Genomic DNA, 20,868 nt, shown 5'->3' on the forward strand with positions numbered 1-20,868 from the left:
GAGGACGCAAGCATGAAATTCTGGAAGCTATCCATTCTGGCCCTGCTGTCTGGCGCCAGCCTCGGCCTGGGGGCCCAGGAACTGGCCGGCAGTCCCACCCTGAGCCGGATCGCCGGGCTGCACACCCTTTACCTGGGTTACCGGGAAAATGCCGAGCCCTTCACCTACGCCGATGGCAAGGGGGGTGTGCAGGGCTATCAATGGGAGCTGTGCCAGCAGGTGGTGCAGGCCATCAAGGCCCGGGTTCCCGGTCAGGAAATCCGGGTGGTCCCGGTGCTGGGGAGTGCCAACACCCGGGCGCTGATGCTGGCCAACGGCATGATGGATCTGGATTGCGGTCCCGTGGCCAATACCCTGATCGCCCAGAAGCAGCTGGCCTTCAGCGTCACCACCTACGTTTCCAGCATGCAGGTCCTGGTGCGCCGGGATGCCCAGGTGGCCCAGCTGGGGGACCTGAATGGCAAGACCGTGGTGAGCCTGGCCGGCAGTGCCGGGGAGCGCTACCTGAAGACGGCCAACGGCCTGAAGGGGGCCAGCTTGCAGCATCTGGGCGCCCGTTCGCCCCAGGAAGGGTTTGCCCTGCTCCAGGCCGGCAAGGCCCAGGCCCTGGTGGTGAGCGATGTAACGGCCGCCCTGCTGCTGGCCCAGGCTCAGGACCGGGAAAACTACCGGGTGCTGGGTGAGGCTCTGGCCTTCGAGCCCCTGGCCATGGCCATGCGTAAGGATGACCCGGAGCTGAAGCGGCTGGTGGATGAGACCCTGGCCGGCCTGATGCGCAGCGGCGAGGCGGGGCGGATTTACGAACGCTGGTTCCAGTCCCCCATGCCCCCTGCCGGGCTCAATCTGCAGCTCCCCATGGGGGACCTGCTGCGGGGGCTGTTGCAGAACCCCAACGACCAGGGCGTCTGAACCGGATGGGATGAAAAAAGCGGGGATTTCCCCGCTTTTTTGTTACAGCAGTGTCGGATTCAGGCTGTAGCTGCCGGTCAGGCTGGCTTCGGCCAGCACGTGGCCCTGGATGGCCTGGCGCAGGGCCGGGCCCGTGAGCTGGCCCTGGAGGGGCAGCTGCTCCAGGTCCAGGGCGTAAAGGGTGAAAACGTAACGGTGCCGGATCTCGTCATTCCAGGGTGGGCAGGGGCCGTCGTAACCATAGTAGTCGCCGCGCATGTCCTGATCGCCCGCAAACCAGCTGGTGTAATCGTTGATGCCCTGGCGGCTGCCGTGGGGGGCCGTGGGGCCCGGTTTGCCCCGGGGCACCACTTCGCTGGAAAAGGTTCCGGCCGGGATTTCCCTCAGGGTGGCGGGCAGGTCGGCCACGACCCAGTGGAAGAAATCCACCCGGGGGAGGGCGGCGGGCACCGTCCGGCCTTCCTGGTTCACGTCATCTCCCTGGCTGGGTACGTCCGGGTCGCAGCAGATCAGGGCGAAGCTGCGGCAGCCTTCCGGGACCTCGCTCCAGGCCAGGTGGGGGTTGCGGTTGCTGCCGAGGCTGACGTGATGGGCGTCGTCCGGCACGCAGAAGGCGAATTCGCCCGGGATGGCGGCTCCGTCGACAAAGCTGTTGCTGCTCAGTTTCATGGGATCTCCTCCGGTGGTCAGGAAGCGGCCCGCCGTTTGAAGTCGCGCAGGCGGAAACCGCACAGTCCTAGTGTAGCGAAATAAATGGCGGCGCCGGCAGGGACCAGCCAGGTCAGGTGCATCAGCCGCTCCTGGAGGCTGTAGGTCAGCCAGAGCTGTTCGCTGCCCATGCCGAACCACAGGGCGGTGCCCATGGTTCCCAGGGCCAGCAGCAGTTTCAGGCAGAACCCGGTCCAGCCGGGTTGAGGGGTGTAGACCCCGTGGCGACGCAGGCCCAGGAACAGCAGCAGGGCGTTGAGGCAGGCGGCCAGGCCGATGGAAAGGGCCAAGCCTGCATGGGCCAGGTTCAGGCCGAACACGAACAGCAGGTTCATGGCCTGGGTGGCGGCCAGGGAGATCAGGGCGATCTTCACTGGCGTCCGGATGTTCTGGCGGGCATAGAAGCCGGGGGCCAGCACCTTCACCAGGATCATCCCGCCCAGGCCCAGGCTGTAGGCCGCCAGGGCCCGGCGGGTCTGTTCCACGTCCGCGGCGGTGAAGGCGCCATGGTGGAACAGGGTGGCGATCAGGGGAATGGCCAGCAGGGCCAGGCCCAGGGCCGCCGGCAGGGCCAGCAGCAGGGTCAGGCGCAGGCCCCAGTCCAGCAGGCGGCCGTACTCTTCGGTATCGGCAGTGGCGTGGCAGCGGGACAGGGAGGGCAGCAGGATGGTGCCCAGGGCGGCCCCCAGCATGCCGGCGGGGAACTCCATCAGGCGGTCCGCGTAATAGAGCCAGGAAACGCTGCCGCTGACCAGGAAGGAGGCGAATACCGTGTTGATCAGCAGGCTGACCTGGGACACCGAGACGCCCAGGGTGGCTGGGGCCATCAGCTTCAGGATGCGGCGAACCCCTTCATCCTGCCAGGCCCGGCGCAGGTTCAGGGAAATCCGGGGGAGCATGCCGATGCGGGCCAGGGCCGGCAACTGCAGGGCCAGCTGCAGGGCGCCGCCGATGAACACGCCCCAGCCCAGGGCCAGGATGGGCGGATCGAACCAGGGGGCGGCGAACAGGGCCATGCCGATGAGGCTCAGGTTGAGCAGCACCGGCGTGAAGGCCGGCAGGGCAAAGCGGCTCCAGGTGTTGAGGATGCCTGCCGCCATGGCCACCAGGGACATGAACAGGATGTAGGGAAAGGTGATGCGGGTGAGCTGTACGGTCAGGGCGAACTTGTCCCCTTCGGCGGCGAAGCCGGGAGCGGACGCCCATACCAGCCAGGGCGCCGCCAGGACTCCCAGCAAAGTGATGCCGAGCAGGGCGAAACAGAGGACGGTGGCCGTGTTGTTCAGCAGTTCCCGGGTGCGCGCTTCTCCCTGCTGGTTGCGGTATTCCCCCAGGATGGGCACGAAGGCCTGGGAAAAGGCACCTTCGGCAAACAGGCGGCGCAGCAGGTTGGGCAGCTTGAAAGCCACGAAGAAGGCATCCGTCAGCATGCCGGCACCGAAGGTCCGGGCGATGACGAAGTCGCGCACGAAACCCAGGATGCGGGACAGCAGGGTCATGCTGCTGACGGTGGCGAGGGCACGAAGCAGGTTCATGGGCGTGTTTGCCCGTTGCCTGGGCAGGGTGGAAAAGCCTATAATTATAGGCCTTGCCGGATTAGCTCAGTTGGTAGAGCAGCTCATTCGTAATGAGAAGGTCGGGGGTTCGACTCCTCTATCCGGCACCAAGTTTGCATCAAGCCCGCCAGGCGGGCGCTTGGGACATACATCAGAAGCCTCCGGTCCGCCGGGGGCTTCTGTTTTTCCAGGGCAGCCAGAGCAATCTTGGTACGTTTGGGCCGGTAGGAGGGCCGCCGGTTTATACTGCGGACCTTTTCGCGGATGTCCGGTAACCCTCTCGCCATGTCCATGCCCGAATCTTCAGCCCTGCCTGCCTCCGGAACCGTGGCGGATGCCTTCTGCTACCACTGCGGCCTGCCCATGCCCGAGGACGCCGATTTTCCCGTGCAGATTCGCGGGGTGCGGCGGGAGATGTGCTGTGCCGGCTGCCAGGCCGTGGCCCAGGCCATTGTCGAGAATGGCCTCGAGGATTACTACAGCTCCCGGGACGCCATGCCCGAATCGCCTCGGGAGGCCATGCCCGCGGTGCTGGATCAGCTGGCCATGTTCGACCATGCGGAATTCCAGAAGAGTTTCGTCAAGGAGCTGGGGGAGCATGAGCTGGAGGCCTCCCTGATGCTGGAAGGCATCACCTGTGCGGCCTGCGTCTGGCTCAACGAGCGGCATGTGGGACAGTTGCCCGGGGTCACCGGGGTGGACGTGAATTACGCCACCCGCCGCGCCCGGGTGCGCTGGGACAGTCAGCGCATCAAGCTGTCCGACATCCTGACGGCCATTGCCGCCATCGGCTACCGGGCCTATCCCTACGACGCCAGCAAGCACGAGGAGCTGGCCCGCAAGGAGCGCCGCGAGGCCCTGTGGCGGGTGTGGGTGGCCGGCTTCGGCATGATGCAGGTGATGATGTATGCGATCCCGGTCTACATCGCGGGAGAGGGTGACATGTCCATGGACATCGAGACCCTGATCCGCTGGGCCAGCCTGCTGCTGACCCTGCCCGTGGTCCTGTATTCCTCCGCCCCCTTCTTCAAAGGAGCCTGGCGCGACCTGAAACTGCGCCGGGTGGGGATGGATGTGCCCGTGGCCCTGGGGGTGGGGGTGACTTTCGTGGCCAGCGTCTGGGCCACCCTGACCCAGGGCGGCGAGGTCTATTTCGATTCCGTCGCCATGTTCGTGTTCTTCCTGCTGGGCGGGCGCTATCTGGAAATGACGGCGCGCCAGAAGGCGGTCAGCGTCACCGAAGCCCTGGCCAAGCTGTTGCCGGCCTTCTGCCAGCGGCTCAACGGCTTCCCGGAAGTGCGGGAGCCCGAGCAGGTGGTGGTTGCCGACCTGAAGGTGGGAGACCTCGTGCTGGTGCGGCCCGGGGACAGCATTCCCGCCGACGGCCGGGTGGTCGAAGGGCGCAGCAACGCCAATGAGGCCTTGCTCACCGGCGAAAGTCGGCCGGTGGCCAAGGTGCCGGGTGACGCCGTCACCGGGGGCTCGGTGAATATGGAAAGTCCCTTGGTCGTGCAGGTGGAGCAGGTGGGCGAGGCCACCCGCCTGTCCGCCATCATCCGGCTCATGGAGCGGGCGGCTGCCGAGAAGCCCGGCATCGTCGAACTGGCCGACCGGATCGCCCAGTGGTTCGTGTTCAGCCTGTTGCTGGTGGCCGTGGCGGTGGCCCTGGGCTGGTACCTGGTGGATCCCTCCCGGGCCCTGTGGATCACGGTTTCGGTGCTGGTGGTGACCTGTCCCTGCGCCCTGGCCCTGGCAACCCCCATTTCCCTCACCGTGGCCGCAGGGGCCCTGGCCCGGGACGGGCTGCTGGTGACCCGGGGGCACGCGGTGGAAACCCTGGCGCGGGCAACCCATTTCGTGTTCGACAAGACCGGGACCCTGACCCGGGGGGAAATGCGCCTGCTGGAAGTGGTGGTGCCGGAAGGGGGCGAGCGTCAGGTGGCCCTGGAGGCTGCCGCCGCCCTGGAGCAGGCCTCCGAGCATCCCCTCGCCCTGGCTCTGCGTCAGGCGGCGGGGGAGGTGACCCTGCCGCCTGCCAGTGGCGTCCAGGCCGAGGCCGGCATGGGCCTGGAAGGTCTGGTGCGCGGTCAGCGCCTGCGCATCGGCCGCCCCGATTATGCCGCCGCCCTGGCCGGGGCTGGTCAGGTGCCCTGGCCCGCCGGCTGGCAGGCTTCCGGCGATACGGTGATTGCCCTGGGCAGCGCCCAGGGGGTGCTGGCCTTCTTCCGGCTCGGGGACGAGTTGCGCGAGGAAGCCGCTGGCCTGGTCAGCGATCTCAGGGCCCGGGGATGCCAGGTGGTACTCATGTCCGGTGATGCCGAGCCCGTGGCCCGTCGCGTGGCGGCGCAGTTGGGCATTACTGATGTGCGGGGCGCCATGTCGCCCCGGGACAAGCGCGATGCCGTGGTGGAACTGCAGTCCCGCGGCGCCGTGGTGGCCATGGTGGGGGACGGGGTGAACGATGCGCCGGTGCTGGCCCAGGCCCAGGTGTCGGTGGCCATGGGGGCGGGGGCCCAGCTGGCCCGGACCCAGGCGGATCTGGTGCTGCTTTCCGAAAACCTGGATCACCTGCGGCGCGGGGTGCGGCGGGCCCGCTTTGCCCTGCGGGTCATCCGTGAGAACCTGCTCTGGTCCTTTGCCTACAATTTCCTGGCCCTGCCCCTGGCGGCCCTGGGGCACGTGACGCCCTGGGCGGCGGGCATCGGCATGTCGGCCAGCTCCCTGCTGGTGGTCCTGAACGCTTTGCGCATACAGAAGAAAGAACGCTGATGGAAATCCTCTATCTCCTGATTCCCCTTTCGGTGGTCCTGGTGTTTGCCATCGCCGTGGTGTTCTGGATGTCGGTCCGGGGTGGCCAGTTTGACGACCTGGAGGGCCCGGGTTTCAAGGTGCTGATGGACGACGATCGTCCCAAAGGTGATGTCGCCAAGGGGGAGGCCGGGGACGGGGAAAAACTGCCGCCCCTTTGACCTGGGTCAAATTCCGGGGCGGGGCCTGGGCCATAATCCGCTCCACTTTACCGCGAGGTAAATGTGGCTTCGCAAGGAGCCAGATTGTTTCTCTGTTGGGGTTGGGGTGCGTTACGACGCACCCTTTTTTTGTCCACGGAACAGCCCCGTCGGCCTGGAAGGCTCATATTTCCTCGCTCCGGGTCCGGTAGTTGATCTATGTCAAATGGCCTGGTGCCCGGCTAAAATAGCATGCCGTTCCATACGCCGCCTTGGGTTTTGGGGTGGTGGCGTACAAGTCTTTTTTTTTAACGAGAGGTGGGTCCATGTCGGAAACGCAAACCACATACAACTATAAGGTCGTACGGCAATTTGCCGTGATGACCGTCATCTGGGGCATTGTAGGCATGCTGGTCGGTGTCATCATTGCTGCCGAGCTGGTCTGGCCGGAAATGTTCAGTGCCATCCTGCCGGAGCTTGCTCCGTATCTGTCCTACGGCCGTCTGCGTCCGCTGCATACCAATGCGGTGATTTTCGCCTTCGGTGGCTGTGCCCTGTTTGCCACGTCTTATTACTGCGTGCAACGTACCAGCCATGCGCGGATCTTCTGCGACAAGCTGGCTGCCTTCACCTTCTGGGGTTGGCAACTGGTAATTCTGCTGGCTGCCATTTCCCTGCCGCTGGGTATCACCGCGGGTAAGGAATACGCCGAGCTGGAGTGGCCCATCGACATCCTGATCACCCTGGTCTGGGTGGCTTACGCGGTGGTGTTCTTCGGTACCATCGCCAAGCGTACCGTGTCCCACATCTACGTGGCCAACTGGTTCTTCGGCTCCATGATCCTGGCTGTTGCCCTGCTGCACTTGGTGAATAGCGCCGCCATCCCCGTCACCTTCCTGAAGTCCTACTCTGCCTACGCTGGCGTGCAGGATGCCATGGTGCAGTGGTGGTACGGTCACAACGCCGTGGGCTTCTTCCTGACTGCCGGCTTCCTGGGCATGATGTACTACTTCGTTCCCAAGCAGGCTGGTCGTCCGGTTTACTCCTACCGTCTGTCCGTGGTGCACTTCTGGGCCCTGATCTTCACCTACATGTGGGCTGGTCCGCACCACCTGCACTACACCGCCCTGCCTGACTGGACTCAGTCCATCGGCATGATCTTCTCCCTGATCCTGCTGGCTCCCTCCTGGGGTGGCATGATCAACGGGATCATGACCCTGTCCGGCGCCTGGCACAAGCTGCGTGACGATCCGGTCCTGAAGTTCCTGATCACCTCCCTGTCCTTCTACGGTATGTCCACCTTCGAAGGCCCCATGATGTCCGTGAAGACGGTGAACGCCCTGTCCCACTACACCGACTGGACCGTGGGTCACGTGCACTCCGGTGCTCTGGGCTGGGTGGCCATGGTGTCCATCGGCTCCCTGTACTACCTGCTGCCCCGCCTGTTTGGCCGTCAGGAAATGTACAGCGTCAAGCTGATGACCGTGCATTTCTGGATCGCCACCATCGGTGTGGTGCTGTACATCGCTTCTACCTGGATTTCCGGTGTGATGCAGGGTCTGATGTGGCGTGCAGTCAATGCTGATGGCACCCTGACCTACAGCTTCGTGGAATCCGTCAAGGGCTCTTATCCCTTCTGGACTATCCGCTTCATTGGTGGTGTCTTGTTCCTGTCTGGCATGTTCATCATGGCTTACAACATGTTCAAGACCATTGCTGCGGGCAAGTCTGAAGATGCACCCGTGCTGGCAGCTGCTGCCCATCACGCCTAAGAGGGAGGTCACTGATAATGAATCAGGAAAAAATTGAAAAGAACGTAGGTCTTCTGATCATCTTCACGTTGCTGGTGATCATCTGGGGCGGCCTGCTGGAGATCGTGCCTTTGTTCTTCCAGAAGTCCACCACCCAGCCCGTGGAAGGCCTGAAGCCTTATGACGCAGTGCGTCTGGCCGGTCGTGATGTGTATCTGCGTGAGGGCTGCTACAACTGCCACTCCCAGATGATCCGTCCCTTCCGTGCCGAGACCGAACGCTATGGCCACTACTCCGTGGCGGGTGAGTATGTCTATGACCACCCGTTCCAATGGGGTTCCAAGCGTACCGGTCCTGACCTGCATCGTGTCGGCGGCCGCTATTCCGACGAATGGCATCGCGCTCACCTGCGTAATCCTCGCGACGTAGTGCCCGAGTCCAACATGCCTGCTTACTTCTGGCTCGAGAAAACCCCGGCCATGAAGACCGTGGGTAAGGACATCGAAGCCAAGATGCAGGCCATGCGCAAGCTCGGCGTGCCCTACGACGATGCTGAAATCGCTGGTGCCAAGCAGGCTCTGGAAGGCAAGACCGAGGAAGATGTCCTGATTGCTTACCTGCAAGGTCTCGGCACCACCTTGTCGAACTTCAAGTAAGGTCATGGATATCAACGATTTCCGCTCCCTGATCACGGTCCTGGGTTTGCTCTGCTTCCTCGGGATCGTGGGATGGGCATACAGCAGGGGCAGCAAGAAAGGCTTCGATGAGGCCGCCAACCTGCCGTTCGCGGAAGATGATGATTCGGTGCCGGGGCAATCCTCCCGGCCCCGTTGATCAAAGGAAAAAGATATGAGCGATTTCGTCAGCGAATTTTGGAACTTCTACGTGATCGGCATTGTGCTGGTCAGCGTTATCGGCTGCGCCGTGTTCCTCTGGAGCCAGGGTTCCGCCAACTTCACCGTGGGCAAGACCACTGGTCATGCCTGGGATGAAACCCTGGAGGAGTACAACAACCCTCTGCCCAAGTGGTGGAGCTGGATGTTCTACATCACCGTGTTCTTTGCCCTGGCTTATCTGGCCCTCTATCCGGGTCTGGGTTCCTTCAAGGGCATGCTGGGCTGGTCTTCCGTGGGCCAGTGGAAGGGTGAGCAGCAGAAGGCTGCCCAGCAGTACGACCCCATCTACCAGAAGTTCCAGCAGATGGACATCCAGGCCGTGGCTGCCGACAAGCAGGCCATGGAAATGGGCAAGCGTCTGTTCCTGACCTACTGCATGCAGTGTCACGGTGCCGATGCCCGCGGTTCCAAGGGCTTCCCCAACCTGGCCGACAGCGACTGGCTGTATGGCGGTGAGCCTGCCCAGATCGTGGAAACCATTTCCAACGGTCGCATGGGCGTCATGCCTCCCCACGCCCATCTGGGTGCCGACACGGTCAAGGACCTGGCCAACTATGTCCGCTCCCTGTCCGGTCTGAGCAACGACGCCGTGCGCGCCGCCAAGGGTCAGGAAGCCTTCATGACCGCAGGCTGTGCCGGCTGTCACGGTATGGACGCCAAGGGCATGCATGCCGTCGGTGCCCCCAACCTGACCGATGGCACCTGGCTGTATGGCAGCTCCGAAGCCACCATCATGGAAACCATCAACAACGGCCGTCAGAACAAGATGCCGGCGTGGAAGGACTTCCTGGGTGAGGCCAAGGTGCACCTGCTGACCGCCTATGTGTATAGCCTGAGCAATACCAAGTAATTCAGGCGAGCAAGAACGGGGCGGGTAACCGCCCCGTTTTACTTTGGCTATTACATTAGTGACTACTGATCTGTATCAAAATTGTATGGGGGGGCTGCCGCGACAATGGCGCCTCGTACAATTCTGATACGGTACATAAATAATGAACGATAACCTCGAGAACAGCACCCCGGCCCCCGGGCCGGACGAAGGGAAGACAGTTTCCCTTTATGAAAAGCACAAGAAGATCTACATCCGCTCGGTGACCGGGTGGTGGGCGACTTGGCGCTGGATATTCGTCTGGGGCACCCAGCTCCTCTTCTATGGTCTGCCCTGGATTCAATGGAACGACCGTCAGGCTGTCCTGTTCCATTTGGTGGAGCGCAAGTTCTATCTGTTCGGCATGGTGCTCTGGCCCCAGGATGTGTTCTATCTGGCCATTCTCCTGATTCTCTCTGCCTATGGTCTGTTCCTGTTCACTGCGGTGGCGGGACGTCTTTTCTGTGGCTACGCCTGTCCCCAGACGGTATACACGGAAATCTTCATGTGGATAGAGAGCAAGATCGAAGGGGAGCGGCCGGCCCGGATCAAGCTGGACAAGGGGCCCATGGATGGCCGCAAGATCCGCCTCAAGACCATCAAGCACGCCCTCTGGCTGCTGTTCTCCCTGTGGACCGGCTTCACCCTGGTGGGTTATTTCACCCCCATGCAGGAGTTGATCGCCAGTATTCCCACCTTCAGCTTTGGTGGCTGGGAAATCTTCTGGACCCTGTTCTATGCCGGCTTCACCTACTTGATGGCTGGCTTCATGCGTGAGCAGGTGTGCAAGTACATGTGTCCCTACGCCCGCTTCCAGTCGGTCATGTTCGACCCGGATACCCTGGTGATCACCTATGACCAGGAGCGGGGTGAGCCCCGGGGGGCGCGCAAGAAGAATGCGGATGTCTCCAAGCTGGGGGATTGCGTGGACTGCGGTATCTGCGTCCAGGTCTGCCCCACCGGCATCGATATCCGTAACGGTCTCCAGTATGAATGTATCGGCTGCGGCGCCTGTATCGACGGCTGCGACGAAGTCATGGACAAGGTGGGCATGCCCCGCGGCCTGATCCGTTACACTTCGGAAAACGCCATGGCCAAGAAGTATGACCGGACGGGCCTGATGAGCCACATCGTGCGTCCCCGGATCATCCTCTACACGGTCATCCTGATCCTGATCTGCATCGCCACGGCCTGGTCCATTGCCACCCGGATACCGCTCCGGGCCGACGTCATCCGCGACCGCTCCACCCTGGCGCGGGAAGTGGAAGGCGGCAAGATCGAAAACGTCTACACCATGAAGGTGATGAACGTGGCCGAGTCTTCCCGTGCTTTCCGGATCAGCGTGACGGGCCTGGATGGCATCGAGTTGGCGTCCGAGCAGCGCGTCGAGGCTGGTCCCGCCGAGAACCGGGAAGTGACGGTTAACGTGCGTGTGCCGCCCGAAGCAGCCCCCAAGGGCTCCCACAAGATTTTCTTCGATGTGGTTGCCGAAGATGATCCCAAGGTGGCGGTGCATGAGAAAACCACTTTCCTGATGCCATGAGTGAAAAACCGATGAATGTGAAAACCCTGTCCCAACCCTGGTACAAAGAGCCCTGGCCGTGGATTCTCATGGCCGGCCCCGGCCTGGTGATCATCGCGGGTGTGGTGACCATCTGGCTGGCAGTGATCTCCTTCGATGGTGTGGTGGAGGATGATTACTACAAGCAGGGCCTGGCAGTGAATCAGCGCATTCATCGGGACAAGGCTGCTCAGGAACTGGGGCTGCAGGCCCAGGTCCTGCGCAGCGGCAAGGAAATCCGGGTGTTCCTGAGCGCTGCGGCGCCCACGACATCCATGCCGGATCAACTGGTGCTGCGCCTCAGCCACCCCACCCGGGGCGGCATGGATCAGACCATAGCGCTGACCAATGCGGGTCAGGGCTTTTACAGTGGTACCCTGGAAACGGAAGTCGGGGGCCGCTGGCACGTATTTCTCGAAGACCAGGAACTGACCTGGCGTTTGTTGGGAGACTGGCAGCTGAATGCCGATGCTCCCCTGCAATTACTTCCCCATCATTGATTTTCAACTGTCAATTAACGTTACTGGGAGGTGACATATGGCTTGGAAGGAACTGTTCAGCACCGATATCGGGCTTCTGAGTGTCTTTACCATCGGCTTTATTCTGGCCATGGCGGTGTTCTTCATCCGCTATTTCAGCAAGAAGGCCGAGGAAGACCGGCGCAACCAGGGTAATTGATGCCCTACTGAGCCCCCGTTCCGGCCCTGGGCTGGAATGCGATCAGCCTCCCGCCCCCTGGGGTTCGGGAGGCTTTTTACTGGGCGGCCGGAATGAAGGAGAATCGAGGGCCGGATGCAAGGGAGAGCAAGAAGGTGAAGCGCAGACTGGTTTGGCTGGTGGCAGGGGTACCGGCCCTCCTGGTGCTTGTGGTGCTGATCGTGGCCTACAGTTTCGATGGGGAAGCCCTGAAACAGGGGGCCATCGACCGGGTGCGGGCAGAAACCGGCCGGGAGCTGCGCCTGGACGGCCCTCTGGAATTGCAGTTCTTTCCCCGCCTGGCGCTGGAACTTCATGACCTGCACCTGTCCGGCCCCGACGGCAAGGGCGAATTTCTGGCCCTGGGCCAGGCCAGCGGCGCGGTGGATGTGCTGCCCCTGTTGTGGGGCAAGGTGGTGCTCAACCGCCTGGAAGTCCGGGACCTGGAGCTCCGGGCCGTCCGCCACGCCGATGGCCGCACCAACTTCGATGACCTGCTCGCAGAGCGGCAGGCCACCGATAGTCCCCTGGTGCTGGAAATGGAAAAACTGGTCCTGTTGAATGGCCGTTTCAGCTGGCAGGACCAGCAACTGGGGCTGGATCTGCACCTGGAGGACGTCTTCCTGCGTACCGGGCAACTGGGGCGCCAGGCCCAGGGTAAGCTGGAAATGGGCGGGCAGCTCAGGGAGGGGGGGACCCTCCTCAACCTGCGGCTGGAAAGCCTTTACCGGCTGGATATGGAAGGGGACCTGCTGCAGCTGGATGGACTCAACCTGGGGCTCCGGGGGCAGGGGGCCGGCCTGCAGCAGGCCCGGGGCGAACTGGGTATACGACGTCTGCGGCTGCATCCGGGCGCCCGGGAATCCCTGCTGGAACAAGGCAGCCTCCAGGTGGAGGGGCTCTGGCAGGCGGCACGCCTGGAGGGGGGGCTGACCCTGGGGCGTCTGGAGTGGAAGGACCGGGCCGTCCGCCTGGAGCAACTGGCGCTCCGCCTGGCCCGGGGGGAAGAGGAGCCCGCCCTGAAACTCCAGCTCGACATGGACAGCCTGGAGGCGACGGGCCAGGACTGGAAAACCTCACCGGCCAGATTTTCCTGGAGCGGGCGCTGGCAGGGGCTGGAGCTGCAGGGGCAGTTGAGCTCCCCCCTCAGCTTTGCCGCGGGACAGCTGCAGGCCGGGGCCCTGGAGGGCAGCGGGCGTGTGCTGCAGTCGCAATGGCTGCGGCAGCCCTTTCCTGAAATCAGTATTTCCGGGGCCTTGCAGGCCGATGTGGGCCGCCGCAGCGCCCAAGGGCGCCTCGTCCTGGGGCTCGATGACAGCACCTTGGCGGGAGACTGGCAGTTCCTGGGGGCGGCGCCGGCCCGGCTGAGTTTCCAGGCCAGCCTGGACCAGCTCAACCTGGACCGCTACCTGCTGCCTGTGACTCCGGGGGACAAGCCGGCGGCACGGTCGCCCAAACCTGTTCCGGCTTTGCCGCAGGCGTCTCGGGAGGCGGAGGGGCTGGAACTGGACGGGCGCCTGCGCATCGGCCGGCTCCAGTACCGCCAGCTCAAGCTGGAGCACCTGGAAAGCCGCATCCGCTGGCGCCAGGGGCGCTTTGAGGCGGCCCCCCTGAGCGCCCGCCTGTATCAGGGGCGGACCAAGGGTTCCCTGGCCTGGGAAGGGCAGTTCCTGTGGCGCCAGCTGTTCCGCAACGTGGCGCTGGCGCCCTTGAGCCAGGATGGGCTGGGGCGGGAACTCCTCAGTGGGCGCGGGGACCTGCAGCTGGAGCTCCAGGGCCCCGCTGCCGATCTGCGCGGGGAACTCCTGCTGCAGGCCCGGAATGGCGCCATCCCCGGTCTGGATCTGGTGGGTGCCCTGAATCAGGCGGGCCCGGGGGCTGCCGGCCTGCTGCCCGTCGCGGCGGGAAAAACACCTTACAAGGAACTCAAGGCCCGGATTCACCTGGCGCCAGGCCTGGCCGACCTGCGCCGCCTCAGCCTGAAATCCCCGTCCCTGCGCCTGGAAGCCACGGCCCGGGCTGATCTGGCCGGGAACCGCCTGGAGGGTGAGGGGATGGTGCAGATCGCCGGTTCTGCCCGGGAATGGGGGCGGGCCAACTGGGAGCGCTGGCAGGGGCGGCATCTACCCCTGGTGCTGCGCGGCTCTCCCGAGGCTCCCGCCTGGGCTTTGAATCTGGCGGGGCAGGGGGCCGGCCAGTCGCCCCCGGTGCGTCTGGCTGCCGGCGGAGGCTGGAATCTGGGCGGGCGGAAGCTCTGGCTGCCGGAGTGGTTGCCCTGAATCCGCTCCTCGTCAATGTCATGGTTGTGGCGTACAGTCCGCGACAACCGTAGGCGCAGGATTTCCGGCTGCGCTCCCAGCGGTCCGGTGGCGCCCCCGGCTGTTGGTTCCCTTGAATCCCGGGGCGCAGGACGGAGGTGCCGGTGCTGCCCGCTTCATTGCGCGCCCTGCTCAAGGCCCTACTGCTCTCCCTGATGCTGCATGGCCTCCTGCTGACCTGGCTGGCACCTCGGGAAATGCCATCTCTGCTCGCGCCGGGCATCCTGCAGGCCCGCCTGCGTGCCGGCCCACCGGTGCAACAGCCGGGCCCCATCGCCCGGCCCCAGCGCTCCGAGCAAGCGCCACGGAGGGCTTCCGGACAGCAGGCCAGCCCTGCTTCCAGGGGACGGTCAGCGTTGGCCCCCCGGGTGTCGCCCAATGCCGAGCTCCCGGGGCTTGCGTCCCTGGCGCCCGCATCCGGGGAGGTTGGTGCCGTGGCTCCGGGGGCTGCCGTGGCATCCGACGCTGCGCCTGATCCTGCGCCTGCAGCGGCGGTCGGCGACCCGGACGCCTTGCGGGAGTTCCGGATGGCCCTGGCCCGGGCAGCCCGGGCGGCCCGTCACTACCCGGCGATGGCCCGGGAGCGGGGGCAGGAAGGCGTGGTGCGCTTGCGCCTGAGCTGGCGGCAGGGCATGGCCAGTCCCCGGATCAGTCTGCAACAGGGTAGCGGCCATCCGCTCCTGGACGAAGCCGCCCAGGAGATGCTGCGCCAGGCCCTGGCAGCGACCCCGCCACCCCGGGAGCTGCCGGCCTTCGATTTCGTGCTGCCGGTGGAATTCAGCCTGGGCCCATCCTGAGTCTGGCCGGAGGGCAGAATCGAGGCCGGCTCAGAGGGGCGGGAGGACGGTGTGGTGCAGGCCGAAGCGGCCCAGGCGCCGGTCGGCCAGATAGCGTTCCAGGCAGAAGCGCACGCTGCGAAAAGCCAGGGTTTCCCAGGGGATTTCCGCTTCCAGAAACAGGGCTGTTTCCAGGCTCTCCTCCCCGGGCTGGTGCTGTCCATCCACCAGGCGGCCCCGGTAGAACAGGTGTACCTGGCTGATATGGGGCACATCCACCAGAGCGAACAGCTGTTCGGTCCGGACCCGGGCCGTGGCTTCCTCCAGCGTCTCCCGTTCGGCGGCGGCCTGGGTGCTTTCGGCGTTTTCCATGAACCCTGCCGGCAGGGTCCACAGGCCGGCGCGGGGTTCTATGGCCCGCCGGCACAGGAGGATCCGGCCTTCCCATTCGGCGATGCAGCCCAGCACCAGCTTGGGATTCTCGTAGTGGATGTGGCCGCAGGCGTCGCAGACCCCGCGGGGCAGGTTGTCGCCATCCGGGATGCGTTGCCTGACCGGATGGCCGCATTGGGTACAGTAGCTGATCATGGCGGCGGCTGAAGCTGGGTGTGGTGAGGAAGCGGGGGCCGGGTCATGGTCCGAAAGGGCTAGCAGGCCCCGACATTCCGCCCGGGCAGTTTAGCATCCCGTTGCGGCTGCCCCTACTCGGCCTGATAATGGGCCGAAGCCAGCAGGAGAAGTCATGGAGCTGCCCCTACAACCGTTCGAAACCCTCAAGGCCGCCGGGGAACTGCCTTCTCCCAAAGGCGCGGCCCTGACCATCATGCGCCTCTGCCAGCGGGATGATTTTTCCATGGCCCAGCTGGCGGTCGCCATCAAGACGGACCCGGCCTTCGTGGGGCGGCTGGTCAAGGCGGCCAACACGGTGGGGCGTCAGGGCGGCCGGCCGGTGGCTTCGGTGGAGGGGGCCCTGCAGGTGCTGGGAATTTCCACGGTGCGGGCCCTGGCCCTGGGCTTTTCCCTGGTGTCCAGCTATCGCCAGGGCAATTGCAGCCATTTCGATTACGAAGCCTTCTGGTCCCGTTCCCTGGTGACCGGCCTGGCCTTGCAGGCCCTGGTGCGCAAACTGGGGTGTTGCAGCGCCGAGGAGGCCTTCTGCATCGGCCTGCTCTCCCGGGTGGGGCAACTGGCCCTGGCCACGGTTTATGGGGAGCGCTACAGCCCCATCATCGACCAGGCCCGGGATGAGGGGCAGCTGCGCGAACAGGAGCGCCAGGCTTTTGCCCTGGATCATGACGACCTGACTGCCGTGCTGTTGCTGGACTGGGGCTTCCCGGAGATGCTGGTGGAGCCCCTTTATTTTTCCCGGCGGGCCCACGACAGCGGGTTCAGCGAAGGTTCCCGCGGTCTGGGGCTGATGCGCCTGATGCGGGTGGCCGATACCGTGGCCGCTGCCGCCCTGGCCGAGGGGGCCGAACGGAGCTGGCGCATCGAGCGGGTCTATGACCTGGGGCAGCAGCTCGGGCTGACGGATGCGGTACTGGGCAGCCTGCTTGAAGAGGTGCTGCGGGACTGGAGCGAATGGGGCGACATGCTGGCCGTGCGTACCGCTGCGCCCATGCGCTTCCTGCCCCCGGCCCGCAGCCAGGAAAACGGGCTGGTGCAGCTGGTCCTGGCCGATGCCGGGGAGCGGGAGCGGTTGCGGGAGATCCTGCTGCGGCAGCACTATGAAGTGCTGGAGCTGGGGGATGCCGGGCAGGCCGGCGTCTCCGGCACCGACAGTCTGCTGGGGCTGGCTCTGGAGGTGATTCCCCGGATTCTGATCGTCGATGCGCGCCTGGAGCCCGGGGGCTACGACTGGCTGAAAACCCTGCGGGACACTCGCCAGGGGCGGGAAATCTTCGTGGTGGTGATGGTGGCGCCCGGGGAGGCGGAGCGGGAAATCGCCGCCCTGGAAGCCGGGGCCGACGAGGTGCTGCACCTGGGGGCGCCGGAACGCAGCATCGCCGCCCGGCTGCTGGCCGCCCGCCGGGTGGTGCGGATGCAGCAGGAACTGGAGCTGGATCGGGAGGAAATCCGCAGCTTCGCGGCGGAACTGGCGGTGGCCAACCGCCGTCTGCACGAGGTGGCCCGTACCGACGTGCTCACGGGCTTCTACAACCGTCGCTATGCCATGGAACGTTTCCAGCATGAATGGGATGCCAGCCGGCGCAGCGAGCGGCCCCTGGCCTGCATGATGATCGACCTGGACAACTTCAAGCTGGTCAACGACCGCTACGGCCACGATGTGGGCGACCGCCTGCTGGTGCGGGTGGCCGAGGTGGTGCGGGAAAACCTGCGCAGTGCGGATGTGACCTGCCGCATCGGCGGGGACGAATTCCTGATCATCTGTCCCGATACGGAGCCCCTGGCCCTGCGCCATTGTGCCGAGCGCCTGCTGGAGGCGGTCCGGGGCATCCGCCTGGAGACCCCCCTGGGCTCCCTGGGGGCCAGTCTTTCCATCGGGATTGCCGTGCGTCAGGCGGGCATGCGCAGCCTGGACCACCTGCTCAAGGCGGCTGATGAAAGCATGTACCTGGCCAAGCTGGCCGGTCGGGACGGCATCGGCGACTATTGAGCCCTGTTTCCCGGGTTTTGCCCGGCCTCGTCTTTTTATCCCCCACACTGGCCCACCGCCGGCCAGATTTAGTTTTGCGCCTGCTGACAGGCTCTGGATAGAATAGCGGACGCAACAAGACTCCAAATCGAATACCGCCTGCAGGCGGCCTCAGGGGAAACCGAATGTTTTTGATCATCGGCTACGTCATCATCCTTGCCGCGTCCCTGGGGACCTACTCGGTGCACGGCAGCCTTGCCGCCCTGTGGGTGCCCATGGAGTACCTGGCCATCGTCGGCCTGTTCGTGGGCGGGTTCGTGGCCAGCAACAACATCAAGGTGATCAAGGCCGTGGTGGGGGCCCTGCCCGGCATCTTCAAGGGTTCGCCCTACAACAAGGCCTACTACATGGATGTGCTGGCCCTGTTGTTCGAGTTGCTTTCCAAGGTGCGCAAGGAAGGCCTGATGTCCATTGAAAACGACGTGGAAAACCCCGAGGCCAGCCCGATCTTTTCCAAGTACCCGGACATCCTCCACGATCACCACGTGACCGAATTCGTCACCGACTATCTGCGCATGATGGTGGGCGGCAACCTCAATACCCTGGAAATCGAAGCCCTGATGGATCAGGAGCTGGAAAACCATCACCACGAGGCGGAGCTCCCCGCCCACGTGGTAGCCAAGGTGGGCGACGGTCTGCCTGCCTTCGGTATCGTGGTGGCGGTGATGGGGGTGGTGAACGTGATGGGCTCCGTGGGCGAGCCCCCGGCCGTCCTGGGCAAGATGATCGGGGGGGCCCTGGTGGGGACCTTCCTGGGGATTCTCCTTTCCTATGGTTTCGTGCAGCCCGTGGCCTCCCTGCTGGAGCAGCGGGGCCACGACGGCGGCCAGGTGTTCAAGGTGATCAAGGCCGTGCTGCTGGCCTCCATGTCCGGCTATGCGCCCCAGGTGGCGGTGGAGTTCGGGCGCAAGAACCTGCCTTCCGATGCGCGGCCCACCTTCCTGGAGCTTGAGGAAGACCTGAAGAGCCGCAAGGGCAAGTGATGGTCTGCGCCGCCCTGTCCCCGTCTGAGGAGCGCCCATGAGCGACGATTCCTCCCGCCCGATAGTCATCAAGCGCATCAAGAAGGGCGGTGCCGCCTCCCATGGCGGTGCCTGGAAGATCGCCTATGCCGACTTCGTGACGGCCATGATGGCTTTCTTCCTGCTCATGTGGCTGCTGGGTTCCACCGCCAAGGGGGACCTGGAGGGCATTGCCGAGTTCTTCCAGAACCCCCTCAAGCTGGCCAGCAGCGGCGGCAGTGGCGTGGGGGACGCTTCCAGCATCATCAAGGGCGGGGGCAAGGACCTCACCCGCAGTTCCGGCCAGGTGAAGCAGGGGGATATCGAGGCGGAGCAAAAGCGCCTTTCGATCAAGGAAAAGAAACTGGAGTTCGAGCGTCGCGAGCGCCAGGCCCTGGAGCAGCTGAAGGGCCGTATCGAGAAGCTCATCGAGGATTCGCCCCAGCTGCGCCAGTTCAAGAACCAGCTGTTGCTGGACATCACTACCGAAGGCCTGCGCATCCAGATCGTCGATGAACAGAATCGTCCCATGTTCGATCTGGCCAGCGACCAGCTCAAGCCCTATACCCAGGACATCCTGCGGGAAATCGGCGCGGTGCTGAACGAGGTGCCCAACCGTCTCAGCCTGGCCGGGCATACGGATGCGGCCCAGTTTTCCGGCGGCGCCAAGGGCTTTTCCAACTGGGAGCTGTCGGCCAACCGGGCCAATTCTTCCCGGCGGGAGATGGTGGTCGGGGGGCTGGACGACCACAAGGTATTGCGGGTGGTGGGGCTTTCCTCCTCGGTCCTCTTCGATCCCAATGACCCCCTGAACCCGGTCAACCGCCGCATCAGCATCGTGGTCCTGAACAAGCGCACGGAGATGGCCATCCTCCAGGAAGATGGCCCTGAATCGGAACTGGATGCGGAGGAGGAATTGCCTCCTGCCGAACAGTTGGTGCCTCCCGGGGCGCCCGGTTTGGCACGATAGACAATAACGACAAAGGAAGAGGGGACGTGATGACAGGTGCGACCAAGCTCCGCCTGCTGGGAGGGGGCTGGATGGCCCTCGTGGCGGTGGTATTGCTGGCGGTGGACGACAGCAGCCGTTCCGGGCCCGTGGGGCTGGCGCTGCTGCTGATCGGTCTGGGCTGGTTGATGGCCTCCTACTTCCTGCCCGTGGGGGCTGAGCCAGCACCGCTGCAGGAAGGCGCGGGGCCCGTGGAAGGGGGCGAGGTGCTGCAACGCAGTAGCGGCTACCTGCTCCGCTCCACCGAGGAAATGGCGCGCCAGTTTTCCGTGTCGGGTGAAGAAATCGGCCGCACCCAGCGCATCCTGGCCGAAGCCATCGAGCAGCTGGTGAGCAGCTTCCAGGGCATGAGCGAGCAGACCCGGCGCCAGCAGCAGCTGGGCCACGAGGTGGTGTCCGGGCACCTGGCGGAGGAATCCCAGGCCATGGACTTCCAGTCCTTCGCCATGAAGACCTCAGGCACTCTGCGGGCCTTCGTGGATAGCGTCGTGGCCAACTCCAAGCTGGCCATGACTCTGGTGGAGCTGACCGACAAGATTTCCGAGCAGGTGCGCCAGATCACCGCCATGCTGGGCGAGATCGAAGCCATTTCCAAGCAGACCAACCTGCTCGCCCTGAATGCCGCCATCGAGGCGGCCCGGGCCGGGGAGGCGGGGCGCGGTTTTGCCGTGGTGGCCGACGAGGTGCGCGACCTGTCCGGGCGCACCGCCCATTTCAGTCAGCAGATCCGGGGGCTCATGGGCACCATGCAGACCTCCATCGACGCCACCGAGTCGGCCATCAACCAGATGGCGGCCCAGGACATGACTTTTGCCCTGACCTCCAAGCAGGACGTGGAGCTGGCCATGGCCGGCATCGAAGCATTCAATGCGCGCACCGGCCAGGTGGTGGCAGAATTGAACGAAATCGCCGAGGCCGTGGAGACCAGTGCTGCCCAGGCGGTCATGTCCCTGCAGTTCCAGGACATGGTGACCCAGTTGCTGGGGCATGTGGGCCGGCGCCTGGAGGCGGCGGAGGAAATCAGCCGCGACATGGCCCGGGTGGCCCGGATTCTCTGCGCCAGGGAGCCTGGCAGCAGCAAGCTGGCGGAGCTGGACCAGTTGCAGGCCAATCTGGAGGGCCTGCACGACAAGCTGGACGATGCCCGGGAACGGGTGGAGAACAACCCGGTGAAACAGACCGGCTATGCCAGCGGTGATGTGGAACTGTTTTGAT

At 64.6% G+C, this 20,868-nt stretch carries 19 protein-coding genes and 1 tRNA gene; 17 read left to right on the plus strand and 3 right to left on the minus strand.

Translation table 11 applies throughout. From position 1 onward, the window contains the following. Positions 1–12 precede the first annotated feature (12 nt). On the plus strand, positions 13–909 hold the full coding sequence (locus G474_RS20870; RefSeq protein ID WP_051282297.1) for an amino acid ABC transporter substrate-binding protein: 897 nt from the start codon (positions 13–15) through the stop codon (positions 907–909). A gap of 42 nt (positions 910–951) precedes the next feature. Here the strand turns inward: G474_RS20870 and G474_RS0114045 are convergent, their stop codons facing one another. Further along, positions 952–1,578: a YbhB/YbcL family Raf kinase inhibitor-like protein gene (locus tag G474_RS0114045; RefSeq protein WP_026687537.1), complete on the minus strand. Its 627-nt coding sequence runs from the start codon at positions 1,576–1,578 to the stop codon at positions 952–954. A gap of 17 nt (positions 1,579–1,595) precedes the next feature. Further along, positions 1,596–3,152, minus strand: a complete 1,557-nt coding sequence (gene murJ / locus G474_RS0114050; RefSeq protein ID WP_026687538.1) for a murein biosynthesis integral membrane protein MurJ — start codon at positions 3,150–3,152, stop codon at positions 1,596–1,598. A gap of 55 nt (positions 3,153–3,207) precedes the next feature. Between murJ and G474_RS0114055 the strand changes: the two genes are divergently transcribed. The 12 genes from G474_RS0114055 (at position 3,208) to G474_RS22870 (ending at position 15,008) form a co-directional block, all read left to right on the plus strand. After that, positions 3,208–3,283: transfer RNA gene (locus tag G474_RS0114055), tRNA-Thr, on the plus strand. 154 nt (positions 3,284–3,437) lie between these two features. Next, positions 3,438–5,942: a heavy metal translocating P-type ATPase gene (locus tag G474_RS0114060; protein ID WP_425386880.1), complete on the plus strand. Its 2,505-nt coding sequence runs from the start codon at positions 3,438–3,440 to the stop codon at positions 5,940–5,942. Then, positions 5,942–6,142 carry a cbb3-type cytochrome oxidase assembly protein CcoS gene (gene ccoS, locus G474_RS0114065; protein WP_026687540.1) on the plus strand — a complete coding sequence of 67 codons (201 nt, stop codon included), beginning with the start codon at positions 5,942–5,944 and terminating at the stop codon, positions 6,140–6,142. The genes G474_RS0114060 and ccoS overlap by 1 nt, the downstream gene beginning before the upstream one ends. 305 nt (positions 6,143–6,447) lie before the next feature. After that, a complete protein-coding gene (ccoN, locus tag G474_RS0114070; protein WP_026687541.1) occupies positions 6,448–7,893 on the plus strand; it encodes a cytochrome-c oxidase, cbb3-type subunit I in 1,446 nt (481 codons plus the stop codon). A 17-nt stretch (positions 7,894–7,910) separates the two neighbouring features. Then, positions 7,911–8,528, plus strand: a complete 618-nt coding sequence (gene ccoO / locus G474_RS0114075; RefSeq protein WP_043464500.1) for a cytochrome-c oxidase, cbb3-type subunit II — start codon at positions 7,911–7,913, stop codon at positions 8,526–8,528. A 4-nt stretch (positions 8,529–8,532) separates the two neighbouring features. Further along, a complete protein-coding gene (locus G474_RS0114080) occupies positions 8,533–8,706 on the plus strand; it encodes a CcoQ/FixQ family Cbb3-type cytochrome c oxidase assembly chaperone (RefSeq protein ID WP_026687543.1) in 174 nt (57 codons plus the stop codon). 15 nt (positions 8,707–8,721) lie between these two features. Continuing rightward, the gene (gene ccoP / locus G474_RS0114085) at positions 8,722–9,618 is read left to right on the plus strand and encodes a cytochrome-c oxidase, cbb3-type subunit III (protein WP_026687544.1); all 897 of its coding nucleotides are present in this window, start codon (positions 8,722–8,724) and stop codon (positions 9,616–9,618) included. Between the two features lie 142 nt (positions 9,619–9,760). Further along, entirely contained in the window at positions 9,761–11,179 is a 1,419-nt protein-coding gene (gene ccoG / locus G474_RS0114090; protein ID WP_043464501.1) for a cytochrome c oxidase accessory protein CcoG, read from the plus strand. 11 nt (positions 11,180–11,190) lie between these two features. Then, positions 11,191–11,697 (plus strand): FixH family protein, encoded by a 507-nt coding sequence (locus tag G474_RS0114095; RefSeq protein ID WP_156919269.1) that lies wholly within the window; start codon positions 11,191–11,193, stop codon positions 11,695–11,697. A 37-nt stretch (positions 11,698–11,734) separates the two neighbouring features. Further along, on the plus strand, positions 11,735–11,875 hold the full coding sequence (locus tag G474_RS22865; RefSeq protein WP_084513772.1) for a DUF3149 domain-containing protein: 141 nt from the start codon (positions 11,735–11,737) through the stop codon (positions 11,873–11,875). A gap of 92 nt (positions 11,876–11,967) precedes the next feature. Next, entirely contained in the window at positions 11,968–14,172 is a 2,205-nt protein-coding gene (locus tag G474_RS0114105) for an AsmA family protein (protein WP_084513773.1), read from the plus strand. 143 nt (positions 14,173–14,315) lie between these two features. Further along, a complete protein-coding gene (locus tag G474_RS22870) occupies positions 14,316–15,008 on the plus strand; it encodes an energy transducer TonB (RefSeq protein ID WP_156919270.1) in 693 nt (230 codons plus the stop codon). A gap of 30 nt (positions 15,009–15,038) precedes the next feature. Here G474_RS22870 and G474_RS0114120 read toward each other — a convergent pair whose 3' ends face one another. Next, the gene (locus G474_RS0114120; RefSeq protein ID WP_026687549.1) at positions 15,039–15,572 is read right to left on the minus strand and encodes an NUDIX hydrolase; all 534 of its coding nucleotides are present in this window, start codon (positions 15,570–15,572) and stop codon (positions 15,039–15,041) included. 157 nt (positions 15,573–15,729) lie between these two features. Between G474_RS0114120 and G474_RS0114125 the strand changes: the two genes are divergently transcribed. The 4 genes from G474_RS0114125 to G474_RS0114140 all read left to right on the plus strand — a co-directional run bounded on the left by G474_RS0114125 (position 15,730) and on the right by G474_RS0114140 (position 20,867). Then, positions 15,730–17,604, plus strand: coding sequence for a sensor domain-containing diguanylate cyclase (locus G474_RS0114125; RefSeq protein ID WP_026687550.1), 1,875 nt, complete (start codon positions 15,730–15,732; stop codon positions 17,602–17,604). A gap of 164 nt (positions 17,605–17,768) precedes the next feature. Continuing rightward, positions 17,769–18,626 carry a flagellar motor stator protein MotA gene (gene motA / locus G474_RS0114130; RefSeq protein ID WP_026687551.1) on the plus strand — a complete coding sequence of 286 codons (858 nt, stop codon included), beginning with the start codon at positions 17,769–17,771 and terminating at the stop codon, positions 18,624–18,626. 37 nt (positions 18,627–18,663) lie between these two features. Next, positions 18,664–19,614 (plus strand): flagellar motor protein MotB, encoded by a 951-nt coding sequence (gene motB / locus G474_RS0114135; protein ID WP_026687552.1) that lies wholly within the window; start codon positions 18,664–18,666, stop codon positions 19,612–19,614. 29 nt (positions 19,615–19,643) lie between these two features. Continuing rightward, complete coding sequence (locus tag G474_RS0114140) at positions 19,644–20,867, plus strand: methyl-accepting chemotaxis protein (RefSeq protein WP_026687553.1); 1,224 nt, start codon at positions 19,644–19,646, stop codon at positions 20,865–20,867. Position 20,868 lies beyond the last annotated feature (1 nt).

The organism is Azovibrio restrictus DSM 23866 (genome assembly GCF_000429665.1).
Taxonomy (GTDB): domain Bacteria; phylum Pseudomonadota; class Gammaproteobacteria; order Burkholderiales; family Rhodocyclaceae; genus Azovibrio; species Azovibrio restrictus.